12 protein-coding genes, 10 tRNA genes and 1 pseudogene are annotated in these 15055 nt (G+C 41.9%); 19 read left to right on the top strand and 4 right to left on the bottom strand.

Annotation, left to right across the window (positions count from 1 at the left end; genetic code table 11):
• The first annotated feature begins 150 nt into the window (after positions 1–150).
• The 6 genes and pseudogenes from pilG (at position 151) to AC4CUX_RS12255 (ending at position 8700) form a co-directional block, all read left to right on the top strand.
• Positions 151–534, top strand: coding sequence for a twitching motility response regulator PilG (gene pilG / locus AC4CUX_RS12230; protein WP_490792433.1), 384 nt, complete (start codon positions 151–153; stop codon positions 532–534).
• A 27-nt stretch (positions 535–561) separates the two neighbouring features.
• Positions 562–930: a response regulator gene (locus tag AC4CUX_RS12235; protein WP_004694491.1), complete on the top strand. Its 369-nt coding sequence runs from the start codon at positions 562–564 to the stop codon at positions 928–930.
• 5 nt (positions 931–935) lie between these two features.
• On the top strand, positions 936–1472 hold the full coding sequence (locus AC4CUX_RS12240) for a chemotaxis protein CheW (RefSeq protein ID WP_490792434.1): 537 nt from the start codon (positions 936–938) through the stop codon (positions 1470–1472).
• Positions 1473–1522: 50 nt separating this feature from the next.
• Positions 1523–3596 (top strand): annotated as a pseudogene (locus AC4CUX_RS12245) (methyl-accepting chemotaxis protein).
• 165 nt (positions 3597–3761) lie between these two features.
• Positions 3762–8240, top strand: a complete 4479-nt coding sequence (locus AC4CUX_RS12250) for a hybrid sensor histidine kinase/response regulator (protein ID WP_490792435.1) — start codon at positions 3762–3764, stop codon at positions 8238–8240.
• 4 nt (positions 8241–8244) lie between these two features.
• Positions 8245–8700, top strand: a complete 456-nt coding sequence (locus AC4CUX_RS12255) for a hypothetical protein (protein ID WP_114837795.1) — start codon at positions 8245–8247, stop codon at positions 8698–8700.
• Positions 8701–8765: 65 nt separating this feature from the next.
• Here AC4CUX_RS12255 and dapE read toward each other — a convergent pair whose 3' ends face one another.
• The 3 genes from dapE to AC4CUX_RS12270 all read right to left on the bottom strand — a co-directional run bounded on the left by dapE (position 8766) and on the right by AC4CUX_RS12270 (position 11198).
• Positions 8766–9899 carry a succinyl-diaminopimelate desuccinylase gene (gene dapE / locus AC4CUX_RS12260; protein ID WP_490752220.1) on the bottom strand — a complete coding sequence of 378 codons (1134 nt, stop codon included), beginning with the start codon at positions 9897–9899 and terminating at the stop codon, positions 8766–8768.
• A 116-nt stretch (positions 9900–10015) separates the two neighbouring features.
• A complete protein-coding gene (locus AC4CUX_RS12265; RefSeq protein WP_010326244.1) occupies positions 10016–10162 on the bottom strand; it encodes an entericidin A/B family lipoprotein in 147 nt (48 codons plus the stop codon).
• A gap of 157 nt (positions 10163–10319) precedes the next feature.
• Positions 10320–11198 carry a DUF1853 family protein gene (locus tag AC4CUX_RS12270; RefSeq protein WP_078388414.1) on the bottom strand — a complete coding sequence of 293 codons (879 nt, stop codon included), beginning with the start codon at positions 11196–11198 and terminating at the stop codon, positions 10320–10322.
• Positions 11199–11295: 97 nt separating this feature from the next.
• Between AC4CUX_RS12270 and AC4CUX_RS12275 the strand changes: the two genes are divergently transcribed.
• From AC4CUX_RS12275 to AC4CUX_RS12335, 13 genes are all read left to right on the top strand, one after another.
• Positions 11296–11688 carry a YbaN family protein gene (locus AC4CUX_RS12275; protein ID WP_419276750.1) on the top strand — a complete coding sequence of 131 codons (393 nt, stop codon included), beginning with the start codon at positions 11296–11298 and terminating at the stop codon, positions 11686–11688.
• Positions 11688–12191 (top strand): cell wall-recycling L,D-carboxypeptidase ElsL, encoded by a 504-nt coding sequence (elsL, locus tag AC4CUX_RS12280; RefSeq protein ID WP_078425403.1) that lies wholly within the window; start codon positions 11688–11690, stop codon positions 12189–12191. Before AC4CUX_RS12275 ends, elsL begins: the two co-directional genes overlap by 1 nt.
• Positions 12192–12497: 306 nt before the next feature.
• Positions 12498–12573, top strand: a tRNA-Val gene (locus AC4CUX_RS12285).
• Between the two features lie 25 nt (positions 12574–12598).
• Positions 12599–12675, top strand: a tRNA-Asp gene (locus tag AC4CUX_RS12290).
• 49 nt (positions 12676–12724) lie between these two features.
• Positions 12725–12801 (top strand) — tRNA-Asp (locus AC4CUX_RS12295).
• 21 nt (positions 12802–12822) lie between these two features.
• Positions 12823–12898, top strand: a tRNA-Val gene (locus AC4CUX_RS12300).
• Between the two features lie 13 nt (positions 12899–12911).
• Positions 12912–12988 (top strand) — tRNA-Asp (locus tag AC4CUX_RS12305).
• 68 nt (positions 12989–13056) lie between these two features.
• Positions 13057–13132, top strand: a tRNA-Val gene (locus AC4CUX_RS12310).
• Between the two features lie 11 nt (positions 13133–13143).
• A tRNA-Asp gene (locus AC4CUX_RS12315) sits at positions 13144–13220 on the top strand.
• A gap of 64 nt (positions 13221–13284) precedes the next feature.
• Positions 13285–13360: transfer RNA gene (locus tag AC4CUX_RS12320), tRNA-Val, on the top strand.
• 50 nt (positions 13361–13410) lie between these two features.
• Positions 13411–13487: transfer RNA gene (locus tag AC4CUX_RS12325), tRNA-Asp, on the top strand.
• Positions 13488–13575: 88 nt separating this feature from the next.
• Positions 13576–13651 (top strand) — tRNA-Val (locus AC4CUX_RS12330).
• Positions 13652–13736: 85 nt separating this feature from the next.
• Complete coding sequence (locus tag AC4CUX_RS12335) at positions 13737–14198, top strand: DUF2750 domain-containing protein (RefSeq protein ID WP_490792436.1); 462 nt, start codon at positions 13737–13739, stop codon at positions 14196–14198.
• A gap of 17 nt (positions 14199–14215) precedes the next feature.
• Here the strand turns inward: AC4CUX_RS12335 and AC4CUX_RS12340 are convergent, their stop codons facing one another.
• Positions 14216–14995 carry a YdcF family protein gene (locus tag AC4CUX_RS12340; RefSeq protein WP_201953880.1) on the bottom strand — a complete coding sequence of 260 codons (780 nt, stop codon included), beginning with the start codon at positions 14993–14995 and terminating at the stop codon, positions 14216–14218.
• Positions 14996–15055: the final 60 nt, after the last annotated feature.

Genomic DNA, 15055 nt, shown 5'->3' on the forward strand with positions numbered 1-15055 from the left:
GCCGTTCTTAAAAAGAAGATGAAGTGTGGTTTTATGCGGAAACTGTTCGTTGAAAATATAAGTAAATATATGTTAAAAGTGTACGTAACTTGTAAAGCGTCTACGAATCTGTTTCTACAAACATTCTAAAAATGGGAAGGGTCATATTAAATGGACGATAAATTCCAGAATCTAAAAGTAATGGTCATTGATGATTCAAAAACCATTCGTCGCACAGCTGAAACATTATTGCAACGTGAAGGTTGTGAAGTGGTGACTGCAGTCGATGGTTTTGCCGCATTGTCAAAAATTGCTCAAGCCAATCCTGATATCGTATTTGTCGACATTATGATGCCACGACTAGATGGTTATCAAACGTGTGCATTAATCAAAAATTCACAAAATTATCAAAATATTCCTGTCGTAATGCTCTCTAGCAAAGATGGTCTATTTGACCAAGCCAAAGGGCGTGTTGTCGGTTCAGATGAATATTTAACAAAGCCGTTTAGTAAAGATGAATTATTAAATGCGATTCGTAATCACGTTTCAGCATAAATAATATAAGTGTAATTGGGGGAAATTATGGCGCGTATTTTAATTGTGGATGACTCACCTACAGAGACATTCCGCTTTAAAGAAATTTTGGGGAAACACGGTTTTGAAGTGATTGAAGCGTCGAATGGTGCCGATGGTGTAACCATGGCTCAAGCTGAACTTCCTGATCTTGTTTTGATGGATGTGGTGATGCCAGGCGTTAATGGCTTCCAAGCAACCCGTCAAATTGCGCGTGGCGCGACAACAAAACACATTCCCGTAGTGATCGTCAGTACTAAAGATCAGGCTACAGACCGTGTATGGGGTAAGCGTCAAGGTGCGTGTGATTATTTAACCAAGCCTGTTGATGAAAACCAACTGATTGATGTGATTAAGCAACACCTGAACGCAGGATAAGCTCTATGGCAGCAAATGGATTTATCGAATTACTTCGACTTGCTAAACGTGGTAATAAAAACTACGTTTCAAACGAAAATGAGGTAAACCGCTGGTCGGGCATTGCTTTTGAGATGATGGGGCAATATTTCGTTGCGCCATTAGGTGAAGTTGCAGAGGTAATTTATCCTCCGAAATATACCTTAGTGCCAAATACTCAACCTTGGGTTGTGGGTTTGTCCAATATTCGAGGACGTTTACTTTCTGTTGCCGATTTAGCGCACTATGTATCAGGGCATCGTAGTGCGTATTCACCGACTCAAAAAGTACTCTGTATTAGTCATAATGACCACTATGTCGGTTTAGTTGTAGATCAGGTTCTGGGGATTCAGCACTTTAATAAGAAGAGTTTCTTTTCTAAACATGAAGATTTAGATCGGAATTTAAAAGAATATTGCCAAGGGTATTTTCACCAACACAACCAACAATGGCATGTTTTCTTATTCAGTCGCTTATTAGACAATCCAAAGTATATGAACGCATCTATAAAATTTATAAATTAATATCATTGTCGCGCGCGAAATTATAAGGGCGTAAATCGGGGAGAAGCTGCATGGGCTTTAAACTTAAAAAGAAAAATACGGATGGAAGCAGTAACCGCTCAGGTGGAAATGCTTTAGTAGCAAAACTTCAATCACAGACGGAACAGTTTTCACGTGTATTTGGTGATAGTGAAAAGTCCAAGCCATTAATTTTGGGTGCGGCATTTTGTATCGTACTGGCAATTTTCTTATTGTTGTACCTATTCTATAGCGTACCTCGAAATAACGAATTCACCCGTAGCTTGGGTGATTTACGTCTTTTATCACAAACGATTTCGCGTCAGGCAACTGAAGCAACAGCATCAGGTACCCCTGAAGCCATTAAAAAACTGACAGAATCACAAAAGTCTTTTGCTGAAAACTTAGAAACAGTAAAAGATATTCACGCGAGTACAGATGCACTGCGTGAAGTAGATGCGCAGTGGAAAAAAGTTTCTGAAAATATTGATTTAATTGCATCGCAACAAAAAATCATTAACCAACTCTACGATACCAACATTGCGATTAGTGAAAGTATTCCGGGGATTCAGGCAGAGTACAACTTAATGGTTGACCAAATGGCACGTCAAAATGTGCCAGCCAACCAAGTCGTGATTGCAAAAAAACCAAGTATTCATCGCGGAACGTATCCTACGTTCAATTGGTTCGGTATTAACGGGTTCAGACAACTCGCGTGAATCTGCGGATGATTTTAGCTCAGATACAGAAACCTTCGCGTCATACTTAAACGCACAGTTAAATGGCAGTGCGGACTTAGGTGTAGAGCGTATTAATGACCCTGAAATGCGTGACTCTTTAACCAGTATTCAATCTGAATATGATGATGTACTGAAGTCAGCAGCAGCAACCGTTTTAAAGAACTCATCACAAATCGTTAAAGTACGCCAAGCGTCATCATCGATTTTTGAACAGTCGGATGCATTGTTAAGCAATTTGAACAAATTGTCAGTTGGTACAGGTTTAGCGATTGCAATTCCTGCCTTAGGTCTAATTCTAGCCCTGATTGCCTTCTTGTTCTGTGTATTTAAATTACTTGTACTTCGTGGTGAATCAGATAAAAAACGTGTATCTCGTCTACAAGATGAATATGACCGTAACCAAAACGCGATTTTACGTTTACTGGATGAGATTGCCGATCTTGCAGATGGTGACTTACGTTCATATGCAACGGTATCTGAAGACTTCACGGGTGCAATTGCTGACTCGATTAACTTCGCAATTGACCAATTACGTGATCTTGTATCGCGTATTACTGAAACCTCTCAAGAGGTTGCACAATATACGGCAAGTACACAGGGGATTACCAACCAGTTAGCCGAAGCATCTGAACACCAAGCGCAAGAAATTGCGGGTGCATCTGCCGCGATTAACGAAATGGCAATGTCAATTGACCAAGTATCTTCAAACGCTGAAGAATCAGCGGTGGTAGCAGAACGTTCAGTAAAAATTGCTGCAAATGGCGCGAACGTTGTAAACCGTTCAATTGAAGGTATGGATATCATTCGTGAGCAGATTCAAGAAACCTCTAAACGTATTAAACGTTTGGGTGAATCTTCGCAAGAAATTGGTAACATCGTTGCCTTGATTAACGATATTGCCGACCAAACGAACATCTTGGCTTTAAACGCAGCGATCCAAGCATCGATGGCAGGTGAAGCAGGTCGTGGTTTCGCCGTAGTTGCGGATGAAGTACAGCGTCTTGCAGAACGTTCTGCTTCAGCAACCAAACAGATTGAAACACTGGTAAAAACCATTCAGACCGATACCAATGAAGCTGTAATTTCGATGGAACAAACCACGTCTGAGGTTGTACGTGGTGCGAACTTATCTAAGGATGCTGGTGTTGCACTGGATGAGATTCAAAACGTATCGGGTAATTTGACGAAATTGATTGCAAACATTTCGAATGCCGCAAAGCTACAATCCGCGTCTGCAGGTCATATTGCAACTACGATGAACGTCGTACAAGAAATTACCTCACAAACTACCACTGCGACTTTCGATACAGCACGTTCAGTCTCTGAACTTGCGAACATGGCGGAAGCGTTACGTGAGTCTGTAACAGACTTTAAACTGCCTGATTAAGCGCTTGCTTTGGGGGAGGTATGCTGCTCATTGTCTGAGTGGCATACCAAAATCAGGATACACATCAACTCAATTAGTTTGCGCAAAAAGACTGGTTTGGGATGATGGTTATAATGAAGTTTATGCACCTTTTTTGGGTAGCTGACAACGCAAGAAGCCTTAGCTATGAAAGAAATATTAAAACATTTAGTTGAAACGACAACGCTTCCGGAAGATAGTTATCTAGATCAAGATGCAGAAATTCTTGAAATTTTTGTTGAAGAAATTGAAGAAATCTTCGTTGACTTAGATCCATTATTTGAAAAGTGGTACGCTGAACCGACACATCAAGAAACTTTGTTGAGCATACGTCGTCACTTCCATACCTTAAAAGGCTCTGGTCGTATGGTGGGGGCAAAGTCAGCAGGTGAAACAGCATGGGCGGTTGAAGATACCTTAAATCGTGTGATTTCAGGGGCTGTGCCTCTCACGGCAACGGTTCAAAAATTCGCTAAAACAGTATTCAAACTGTATCAATTTAAACTGTATCCGATATTCAAAGCGGTACAGGAAATTGATCTTGATCTTCGTCCATTGGTTTTAATTGGACAACAATTACAACAAAATCAAAGTTTAGAACCTGCTCTAGAAGAGTTGCTACAACTGTCTAATCATCTAAATAGTAATGATGTCGTGACGGGATTAGAGCTGAGAGATATCGAAGTGGCTGAATCTGAGCCGCAAGTTGCAGACGCATCTGAACAGGATGATCAAGTACATGATGTCCTTGAAGAAACTTTAGCGATCTTCATTGAAGAAGCGGAAGACCATTTAGCGACTATCGATCAGTTCTTAAATGTAGATGAAACCAAAGTACAAGATTACAATGGTTTAATCCGTGCTTTACATACATTGCGCGGTAGTTCGTCTATGGCGCAAATTGAGCATGTCTTTAATGCCAGCTCAAAAGTTGAAAATCTATTTAAAACCTTGGTTCAAGAAGAGATCGTTTCTACTTCGAAGGAAATCTCTTTACTCACCCAATATGCTGAATTTGTACGTGACTATTTACATGTGCTTGGGCGTGGTACGAACGAACAGCTTGACGTGATTTACGCCACGTTCACTACGGCTTGGGATAACTATGGTTTCAGTATAGAAGACGTAGATGATGAGCTAAACCCACAAGGTATGGTCTCGAAGCTGATCGAGTTAAATATAGATCTGCTGCTTGATGCTGAATTTGAGTTTGATCAGCGGGCTAAAGTTGAATATCCAGACTATATTCAGCACTTAGGTGAACAAGCAAAACAATTGCTGGAATTCACCAATAACCGTGCTGCACAAGGAATCCATGACTTTACTTCTGAGCTATATGCTGGTTATCAAGCCTTACTGGAAAAGCCAGAATTACTCAATGTAGATTATGCATACGAGTTATTTGGTCAGGCACATCAAGAATTTATCCATTTATTTGACACTTTAGCTGCGGGTCAGCGTGTCATTCTGACTGAAGAAGTGCATAAAGTTCTGAATGAATTAATGGCCTTCGTACAGCAAGATGTTGAATCGACTTCGACGACGGTAATTGAACCTGTTGCTGAGGCTATTGTTTCTGGAAATACTTTACAACCAAGCCTTGATCTTGCGCAGATTTCGCAGCAAATTGCATCGGATCATCAGTACAAGCAATCGAATACGGCCAATACCGATTTTGATGATGATTTGCTCGATATCTTCTTGGAAGAAGCCGAAGAATTATTGATGGGGATGGATCAGGATCTCAATACTTGGTCTAAAAATGGCAATGATACCGCGGCACTCAATAATTTAATGCGTTATTTGCACACCTTAAAAGGTGGTGCCAATATGATTTCTGCACCTTTTATTGGTTCGATTGCACACGAATTAGAGTCTATTTATGAACGTGTGATTCGTCAGCAAATTGCCACAACACCACAGTTGATCAGCATCATACGCTTAGTACAGGATGACGTCGCAGACCGAATTCAGGTCATTCGCACCGAGAAGGTTGATTATCCAGCAACAGCAACCATCAAGGTACTGCATAACATTCAGAGCTTGGTTGAGGGTACGACTGTTACAACTACAGTATCCGAGCCTTTAGTTGAAGCGTTTGTTGCGGCAGTTGAAGAACCTTTATCTAATATAGATAGAACGATTGAAGCTGAGGCAGCTGCGGTTGAGTCAGCAACTGCGATTGAAGAGCCGAGTGTAGTTGATAACACTGATGTTACTGTCGTTGAACAGCTGGATACTCCGTCACTTGTCCAAGAAGAAGCAGTCAGCGCTGTTGAAGAAGCAGCCAGTCTGTTATCAATTGTTGAAGAAACCTTCTTGGAAGAAGCAGAAGAAATTTTAGCGACTACGGATGGCTTACTGAAACAGTGGACTGAACAACGTAGTGACCGTAGTGTGTTACTACAATTGCAACGTGCTGCGCACAGCTTAAAAGGCGGCGCGCGTATGGCGGAGAATGAGCCCGTTGGTGCGATTGCTTATGAATTAGAAACCACATTTGAGCAATTTGCTGTACATAATTTCAGTTCAAACGTGTATGACCCATTATTGCAAACCGCATTTGAATGGTTAAAACAAGCCATCTTCAAACGTGATTTTAGTAATTATGATGGTTTGAAAAACAGCTTAGCATCTATTGATTATGTGGATGTGATTGCGCAATTACCGACGCGTGTAACTCAAATTGATTTACTCAATGCGGTACCAAGTTTTGAGTTTGTGCAGGGTGATGGTACTGAGCCGCCAGCAATGCTAGGTGAGTGGAAAGAAACGACTCACTTGGATGGCGGTAATGAGATGATCCGTATCTCAGCTGATTTGGTTGAAAAAATGATCGACCTGTCAGGTGAAAATGCAATTAACCGTTCACGTATTGAAATGGATTTAGGTCAACTCGGCAATACGTTGAACGAGATGGAGCTTGCAATTAAGCGTTTGGCAGATCAGTTACGTCGAATGGAAGGCGAGCTTGAGAGTCAAATTATTGCGAAGCATGGTTCTGAAAACTCGCGCTACGCAGACTTTGACCCCTTGGAAATGGACCAATATTCATCGCTCAATCAATTGTCTAAATCCTTAGCCGAATCAGCTTCGGATTTGGTCGACTTTAAGAGCACTTTGGCTGAGAAAATTCGTGATGCGGAAGGCTTGTTATTACAACAATCCCGTATTCAAGCAGAGATTCAAGAAAGCTTAATGCAGACACGTTTGGTACCTTTCTCCCGTATGTTGCCGCGTTTGCAGCGTATTGTGCGTCAGACTGCATCAACCTTGAACCGTCCAACGGAACTGGTCGTCCATAACACAGAAGGTGAATTAGACCGTACGATTCTTGAACGTTTGGTTACGCCGTTTGAGCATATGCTACGTAACGCAATCGATCACGGTATTGAAGATGCGGAACAACGTGGCGCTGCGAAAAAATCAGCGACAGGCCAAATTGAACTGAACATTAGTCGTCAAGGTACAGATGTTATCGTCAGCTTTAAAGATGATGGTAAGGGTATTGATGAAAGCACGATTAAAGCGAAAGCGCTAAACCTAGGTTTAATTAAAGCCGATCAAGTGCTAGATAAACAGGAAATCTTACAGTTTATTTTCCATCCGGGTTTTAGTACGGCCAAAGAAGTGACGCAAATTTCTGGACGTGGTGTTGGTCTTGATGTGGTACAAAGTGAAATTAAAGCACTGGGTGGACATGTCACGGTTGAATCGGAAATTGGATTCGGTACGACCTTCATTATTCGCGTACCGACTACGGTAGCGGTGAGCGATGCTTTGATGGTAAAAGCCGGTGATCAACAATATGCGATTCCATTGGCGCAGATTGATCGTATTGTGCGTATTGCTCCAACAGAATTGGATCAGTATTTCCACAGCAAAGATGACCAATTCAAAATTGATGGTGTGAGTTATAAACTGCGCTATTTATCTGAGTTTTTATCCAATCAGCCGATCCCGCGTTTGAGTAATATTGGACATTCATTGCCGGTGTTGTTGATTAAAGGCAACAGTGGACAAACCATTGCCTTATTGGTCGATCAGTTGATTGGTTCACGTGCGCAAATTGTAGTGAAGCCAGTTGGGCAACAGTTTGCCAGCATTGGTGCAATTGCTGGTGCAACGATTTTGGGTAATGGACATGTGTGTTTGATTTTAGATGGTCAGAACATTGCACGTCAGATTTTAAGTACCAAGCGTGTGACGCATGCAGTTGATCACCGTGACTTTGGTCGCCATCAGGATACACGTCGTTTAGTGATGATTGTGGATGACTCGGTCACGGTACGTAAGGTGACATCGCGCTTATTAGAGCGTCAAGGCTTTGATATTGTGACAGCAAAAGACGGTGTCGATGCGATGGAACAGCTTGAGAGCGTTAAACCAGACCTGATGTTGCTGGATATTGAAATGCCACGTATGGATGGTTTCGAAGTAACGAACTTGGTTCGTCACCACGAAATTCACCAGAACTTGCCGATTATTATGATTACATCGCGTACGGGTGAAAAACACCGTGAACGTGCTTTCAGCTTGGGCGTGACACACTACATGGGCAAACCATTCCAAGAGGCAGAATTACTTGCCAACATTCAGCAACTATTGGCTGAAAAGCAGGGGTAAATAAATGAACGCAAATGTTTCAAAGAGCATGAATGAGCAAATCAGTCAGCAAGAATTGCAATATCTGATTACAGTATCAACAGGTTTTATTGATGCTTATATTATTGAGTGTCATGGTAAAAACCCCATGCTCTTGCCGCAAAATATTGTTCTATCTGCACTCGATAGTGATACGCAAGTGAAAACGGTGGAATGGCATGATCTTCATCTGCCTGTTTATGCCATCAACCGTCCCGACCAAACGGAAGGCGTGGCGCTGGTGATTGAGGGGGATGATGCTTCTCAGCGCTTTGCTTTGATGTGTAATGAAATGCCGAAGTCAATTCGTTTGCGTATTTCTGAAATTGTTGATGATGAAAGCCCTGTGAATGATCCCACCATTTTCCAGCTAGTCCGTATGGGGGATGAGACTTATCACGTACCGAATTTAAATAAAATTCAGGCGAGTTTAGGTCTTTAAGCTTAAGTTTGAATGTAATAAAAAAGGAACTCAACTGAGTTCCTTTTTTATGTGAGTTTGAATGCTTATGCCAAAAGGCCTTCTAAAATTTTTTCGTAAATTTCAGCAAGTGGTTCAAGATCAGCGACATTCACATGCTCATCAATTTGATGGATGCTGGCATTGAGAACACCAAGTTCAAGTACTTGAGCACCTGTAGGAGCAATAAAGCGACCATCTGATGTCCCGCCTGAGGTTGAAAGCTCAGTTTCTACACCAGTCACATTACGAATGGCATTTTTAGCCGCATTCACCAACTCACCCACTGGTGTTAGGAATGGTAAGCCTGAATGTGTCCATTTAATGTCGTAGACTAAACCATGACGATCCAAAATTTCTAAAACACGTGCTTTTAATTCTTCAGCGGTCAATTCAGTTGAATAACGGAAATTGAAAGTCACGGTCATGGTACCTGGGACGACATTGGTTGCCCCTGTGCCAGCTTGAATATTGGACACTTGGAACGAGGTTGCAGGGAAGTATTCGTTGCCCTGATCCCAAACTGTATCACAAAGTTCAGCAACGGCTTTAGAGGCCATATGAATTGGGTTAATGGCCAAATGTGGATAAGCCACGTGACCTTGTTTTCCTTTCACTGTCAGTACTGCATTAAGTGAACCACGACGACCATTTTTAACAATATCACCCAGTTGATGTGTACTTGAAGGTTCACCCACCAAACACCACTTCATTTTTTCATTACGGGCTTCGAGTGTCTCGATCACTTTGACTGTGCCATTAATCGATGGACCTTCTTCATCTGAGGTGATGAGGAACGCGATTGAGCCTTTATGATTTGGGTGTTTCGCAACAAAGCGCTCAGAAGCAACCACCATTGCAGCCAAGGCAGTTTTCATGTCTGCGCTGCCACGACCATAAAGCTTGCCATCACGAATTTCAGGGGCAAATGGGTCTGAGTTCCAAGCATCTAAATTACCTGTAGGAACGACATCGGTATGACCCGCAAAGCAGAATACAGGTGCTTCAGTACCTTTTCGTGCCCATAGATTATCAACATCATCAAAGCGCATAGACTCAATGTTGAAACCAATTTTTTTTAAGCGTTCAGCCATAATATTTTGACAGTTGTGGTCCACAGGTGTAACCGATGGCTGACGTAAAAGTTGGAGGCTTAAATCGAGAGTAGCAGAAGAGGTCATGCGCATTTCAAAGTCAATAAAACAGTCGGCACTATAATAGGCGATTAATCTCTGGAATGCGAAACTTAGCAATAAAAAAACCTTATCTATTGATAAGGTTTTTATGCAAATATTAACTACTTGCGGATTTCATCTTGGGTTTTTTCAGCGGTATGTGATACAGCATTACCTGCTGAAGAGACATCTTTACCCATACCTTTGACGGTATTACAGCCTGTTAAAACAAAAAGCATCACTAGTGAACTTAAAACAATTTTTTTCATCGCTGTCTCCAAAATTTTTAGTGTATTCATCAAATGATTTTGTTCTGATGTTGTTTAAGATTAAAAAATAAACACTTTAAACAATAGCATCGTTTTACAGGAGATGAGTAAGCGTATGTTGCGTTATGTATTTTTGTATAAACTAACTTCTGCAAAATCAAGTTAAAATCAAATTTGGATTTCGGTACATATAAAACTGATTGTTTTGATTTTGTAAGTACAGGCCATTGGTCCACCAATGTGCATTTTCGCTGCTGACTTCCGCATTTGGGCAAATCCACTCTTGACGCTGTAGGCGATAGTAATTTAAGTCGGTCGTTGGAATGATGTTACCCCAAGTACCTAGTCGACGGTCAGGATTGAGCCAATTGGGAAGGGAGTATTGATTTAAAGCATCAACTGCCGTGAAACCATTTGTTAGAGGGAGAAAGAGTTGCCCCTTTAAAACGGAAAAGCGCGTCTGAATGTCTGTGTCTAAAGCTTGCTGGAATTGAAACTGTTTATGGGTAAAGTGTTTTAGTTTTCGGTTTAAAGTATCGGTACGATTCAACCCATACCATGTGGTTAAGCTCAGATCTGTTTCACCCAAATAATATTTCAACGCGACTTCCCAATGCTCGATTTGATTGGTTTCGGTATTTTTAATTAAAAAGTCCAGCTCACCTGTAGTCCGTGCCCCATCAATGATTTGAATACTATGCCCCAATAATTCATATGCATGATAGCGATGATCCCGTAACCAAAACCACATGAACATTTCAAAGCGTAGACCTAGACGGGTACTTTTCAACTGAGCCATAAAGTCTTCAAGTTCTTTAGGGCCTTGATCGAGCTGTTTAAGGCGAGGTAAATAGGTTTGAAAGTGCTGTTGCCAGATCTGTGAGGGATGAAAATGAAAAGTATGTTGTATATCGAGCTCTGATGGCAACGCAGACAAAATGTTTGGACTTGCTACAGCAAAAGCTAACTGGCGAACCAATGGATGTTTGAATTGGAGCCAAGGTTCGAACAACTGATGCTGTGAAATGAGATGCATGTGAGTGCCTTAAAAAAGAAGCTAAATATGCAGAAGGACAACGGATAAAATTAAAAAACACTTTATACTACCGCAATTCAGTGCTCAGGAAAGTGGTATGAAAACGTTGTTTTGGCGTTGTTTAGTGGTGATCTTTGTCATCCTAGGCTTTATCGGTGCACTGTTGCCGGGTATGCCAACCACTGTTTTTCTGATCTTGGCTGCTTGGGCTGCATCTAAAGGTTGGCCACAAATGGATGCTTGGTTACTCAACCATCCTAAATATGGTGTAACGTTAAGAGCATGGCGTGCCAATGGCACTGTACCACGTAAAGCGAAGTGGTTTGCCAGTATCATGATGTTGATCAGTGGACTGATCATGCTACTAACCAATGCACCATTTTTAGTGAAATTATTTACCAATACCATCATGCTGCTTGTAGCAATATGGTTATGGTTACGTCCAGAACCAAATACTGTAATAGATAAAAAACAAATAGAGGACAATTGATGTCTTATGTAATTGCAGATGCAGACGTCTTGATTGATCTGGCTGAACAGACTCTAACGCTGCCTAAAAAGAATAAATTTTATCTGATCTCGTCAGGGAAAAATGGTATTGGCGAAACTGAAAATAGTGGTAAAACGCCGCGAGGTTGGCATCTGGTTGCTGAGAAGCATGGTGCTGAGCAACCGCAAAATGCCGTTTTTATTGCTCGAAAGCCTACAGGTGAAGTATACGACACCGATTTAGCCAAGCAGTTTCCTGAACGTGACTGGATTTTGTCTCGGATTTTATGGCTGAGTGGTTTAGAAGAGGGCTTCAATCGCGGGGAAGGCTGCGATACCTATCAACGTTATATCTATATTCATGGAACACCAGATAGTGAACCAATGGGGATGCCGATGTCGCATGGCTGTATTCGTATGCGTAATACGGATGTCATAGAGTTATTTGAACTAATTGATTGCAATGCGCTGGTTTATATTTCCGAACATAAACTTGAACTCTAAAAATAGATGTTAAAAAATGTGCAAGCTTATTTTATTGAGTATTCAACGCTGTAATTTAAAATATGAATATTGAGTAGAAGAAGGGGATTAGTCATAGAAAATGTGTATTTTGAGGAAAAGAAATTTAGCGAATAATCATTTTAATTTTCGCAAATATGTTAAATAACATACAGAAAATACTTGTTTTTATACCATTTGACCTATTTTTTAATCACTCGATTGCAAAAAAGCGAAAACAAGCCGAAAAGCGTTTGACAGCCTGTAAAGATTCTCTATAATGCACCTCACAAACGATAAAGACGTTAAGGGCGCTTAGCTCAGTTGGTAGAGCGTCTGCCTTACAAGCAGAATGTCGGCGGTTCGATCCCGTCAGCGCCCACCAAGCCTTTACGTTAAAGATCTTACGTGCAGCGGTAGTTCAGTTGGTTAGAATACCGGCCTGTCACGCCGGGGGTCGCGGGTTCGAGCCCCGTCCGCTGCGCCACTTAAGATTTTTAATATTGTTTGTACCACATTAGTGACTTTGTGTAAGTGCAGCGGTAGTTCAGTTGGTTAGAATACCGGCCTGTCACGCCGGGGGTCGCGGGTTCGAGCCCCGTCCGCTGCGCCATTTATACAGAATTCTTAATGAGGGCGCTTAGCTCAGTTGGTAGAGCGTCTGCCTTACAAGCAGAATGTCGGCGGTTCGATCCCGTCAGCGCCCACCAGATTTTTTGCGATGCAGCGGTAGTTCAGTTGGTTAGAATACCGGCCTGTCACGCCGGGGGTCGCGGGTTCGAGCCCCGTCCGCTGCGCCATTCAAAGAATCGATTAAACTTAAGTTCCTGAGCTTGAGTTTAAAAACTAAGACTGACAATCTTAATCAGGGCGCTTAGCTCAGTTGGTAGAGCGTCTGCCTTACAAGCAGAATGTCGGCGGTTCGATCCCGTCAGCGCCCACCATATTTTACGACGCAGCGGTAGTTCAGTTGGTTAGAATACCGGCCTGTCACGCCGGGGGTCGCGGGTTCGAGCCCCGTCCGCTGCGCCATTTAAAATATAAATTTAAGTCCCTGAGCTTAAATTTGAACACTAAGACTGACAATCTTAAATCAGGGCGCTTAGCTCAGTTGGTAGAGCGTCTGCCTTACAAGCAGAATGTCGGCGGTTCGATCCCGTCAGCGCCCACCATATTCAAGCTGTAAAGCTTAATGACCCTAATTGCATTCGCAATTACCGTTGCAGCGGTAGTTCAGTTGGTTAGAATACCGGCCTGTCACGCCGGGGGTCGCGGGTTCGAGCCCCGTCCGCTGCGCCATTTTCTAGATCCCTTGTGCTAGTAAATGGAATCAAGCAAGATTTCTTTCTTGCATCATAAAAATAGCGACGCTATTTTTATTTCTCAAGGGCGCTTAGCTCAGTTGGTAGAGCGTCTGCCTTACAAGCAGAATGTCGGCGGTTCGATCCCGTCAGCGCCCACCATATTCCCTTATCGTAAAAACCTTGCTTATCTCAAGCTGTTTTCATACACTTCTGTGCAATAATAATTTTAAAATATGACAGATTTATGAGAAACCCATATCAACGCAAAGCTGCGTCTAAAAATCAAAATATTGCTTACGATCCTCTTGAAATCTATCGTCTTTTTATCGAAACTATCGTGCATCAAGGCCATGTTATTGCCTTATATCAAGATGACTGGGCTTTATGTGCCACGCCAACCGGTCAACGTTCCTTTGCGATGTGGCAGAGTAAAGGTTTAGCACAGCTTTTGGTGAAAGATAATTGGGCGGGCTACGAAATCCAGAGTATTGGTCTTAGCGATTTAGTCGAAAAAGTGATTCCATTCTTACGTGCAGAAAAAACCACGGTCTCGATGAATTTAAGCCCCGAAGGGCAAAATGTCTTGGTTGCTCCAGAAAAATTATTATTAGATATCAAAAACTATTTATATCAATTTTCAATGCAGAAGCCTGAATTATTTAAACAATTACAATTACCATCGCCACGGACAATTCGCCTCCATTAATTCATGAGGATTTCATTTTAGTATTCATTGAGTAGCCAACCACTCCAATATGCAAAATACTCACGTAACCATGCATTATAGCGAGTGGCAAGAGGTGTCTGAGCGCTGATCATGATAGGCGTTTGATAACCCTGACGTATGGCTATAGCACGACTACGGGGGATATGAAAATCACTGGTCACAATAGCAATCGGTTGCTGTAGGGAAATATGCTGCTTGGCTAAAATCTTTTTACTATTGATCAGATTTAACTCAGTACTGGTGCTTTGATCTTCGGTGTAAATACGCTGTGCTGGGATATGGTGTACATCAATCAGATACTGCCGCATTGCTTCAGCTTCACTATTTTTTTGCTGAAAAGATAGGCCACCACTGACGACCATAATGCTGTTGGGATGTAGCTTGGCATAGTTTGCCGCTTGATCTAAACGGCTGGCCAATGTTGGACTCGGTTTGCCATGCTTCAGACCACTGCCAAGAACTACAATAGCGGGTGCAGCGACATGAGGGGTATTTTGTTGATTTGAAAAGCCTAAAAAGACGAAGAAAATGACTAAGCTAAAAACCCAAACAAAGAAAATCGCCCAAGCCCAACGCCATATTGATTGTCTGATTGTATTGCTTTGAATATAGGCGATAAGTTTAGGATAAGCCAGTGCATAAATGATTAGACCTAGTCCAATCAATAAGGGCAAGAGGGTGCCAAAATTAAAGCGTAGTTGCAAAACAAAATACAAGCCGTCTGCGAACAGTAATGACCCGATAATAAAACTAATGACTCTTTTTGATTTTTGCATACAGGCTTGTGGGTTATCGTTTGCATGATTCTAGCAAATTTACGCATGAAAAAACCGAGC

It is taken from the genome of Acinetobacter sp. 231_lipA (genome assembly GCF_058243005.1).

Coding starts and splice junctions, on each gene's coding strand:
- AC4CUX_RS12275 (WP_419276750.1), top strand. CDS start 11,296: ATGAAAACGTTGTTTTGGCGTTGTTTAGTGGTGATCTTTGTCATCCTA.
- AC4CUX_RS12240 (WP_490792434.1), top strand. CDS start 936: ATGGCAGCAAATGGATTTATCGAATTACTTCGACTTGCTAAACGTGGT.
- AC4CUX_RS12270 (WP_078388414.1), bottom strand. CDS start 11,198: ATGCATCTCATTTCACAGCATCAGTTGTTCGAACCTTGGCTCCAATTC.
- elsL (WP_078425403.1), top strand. CDS start 11,688: ATGTCTTATGTAATTGCAGATGCAGACGTCTTGATTGATCTGGCTGAA.
- pilG (WP_490792433.1), top strand. CDS start 151: ATGGACGATAAATTCCAGAATCTAAAAGTAATGGTCATTGATGATTCA.
- AC4CUX_RS12340 (WP_201953880.1), bottom strand. CDS start 14,995: ATGCAAAAATCAAAAAGAGTCATTAGTTTTATTATCGGGTCATTACTG.
- AC4CUX_RS12335 (WP_490792436.1), top strand. CDS start 13,737: ATGAGAAACCCATATCAACGCAAAGCTGCGTCTAAAAATCAAAATATT.
- AC4CUX_RS12255 (WP_114837795.1), top strand. CDS start 8,245: ATGAACGCAAATGTTTCAAAGAGCATGAATGAGCAAATCAGTCAGCAA.
- AC4CUX_RS12250 (WP_490792435.1), top strand. CDS start 3,762: ATGAAAGAAATATTAAAACATTTAGTTGAAACGACAACGCTTCCGGAA.
- dapE (WP_490752220.1), bottom strand. CDS start 9,899: ATGACCTCTTCTGCTACTCTCGATTTAAGCCTCCAACTTTTACGTCAG.
- AC4CUX_RS12235 (WP_004694491.1), top strand. CDS start 562: ATGGCGCGTATTTTAATTGTGGATGACTCACCTACAGAGACATTCCGC.
- AC4CUX_RS12265 (WP_010326244.1), bottom strand. CDS start 10,162: ATGAAAAAAATTGTTTTAAGTTCACTAGTGATGCTTTTTGTTTTAACA.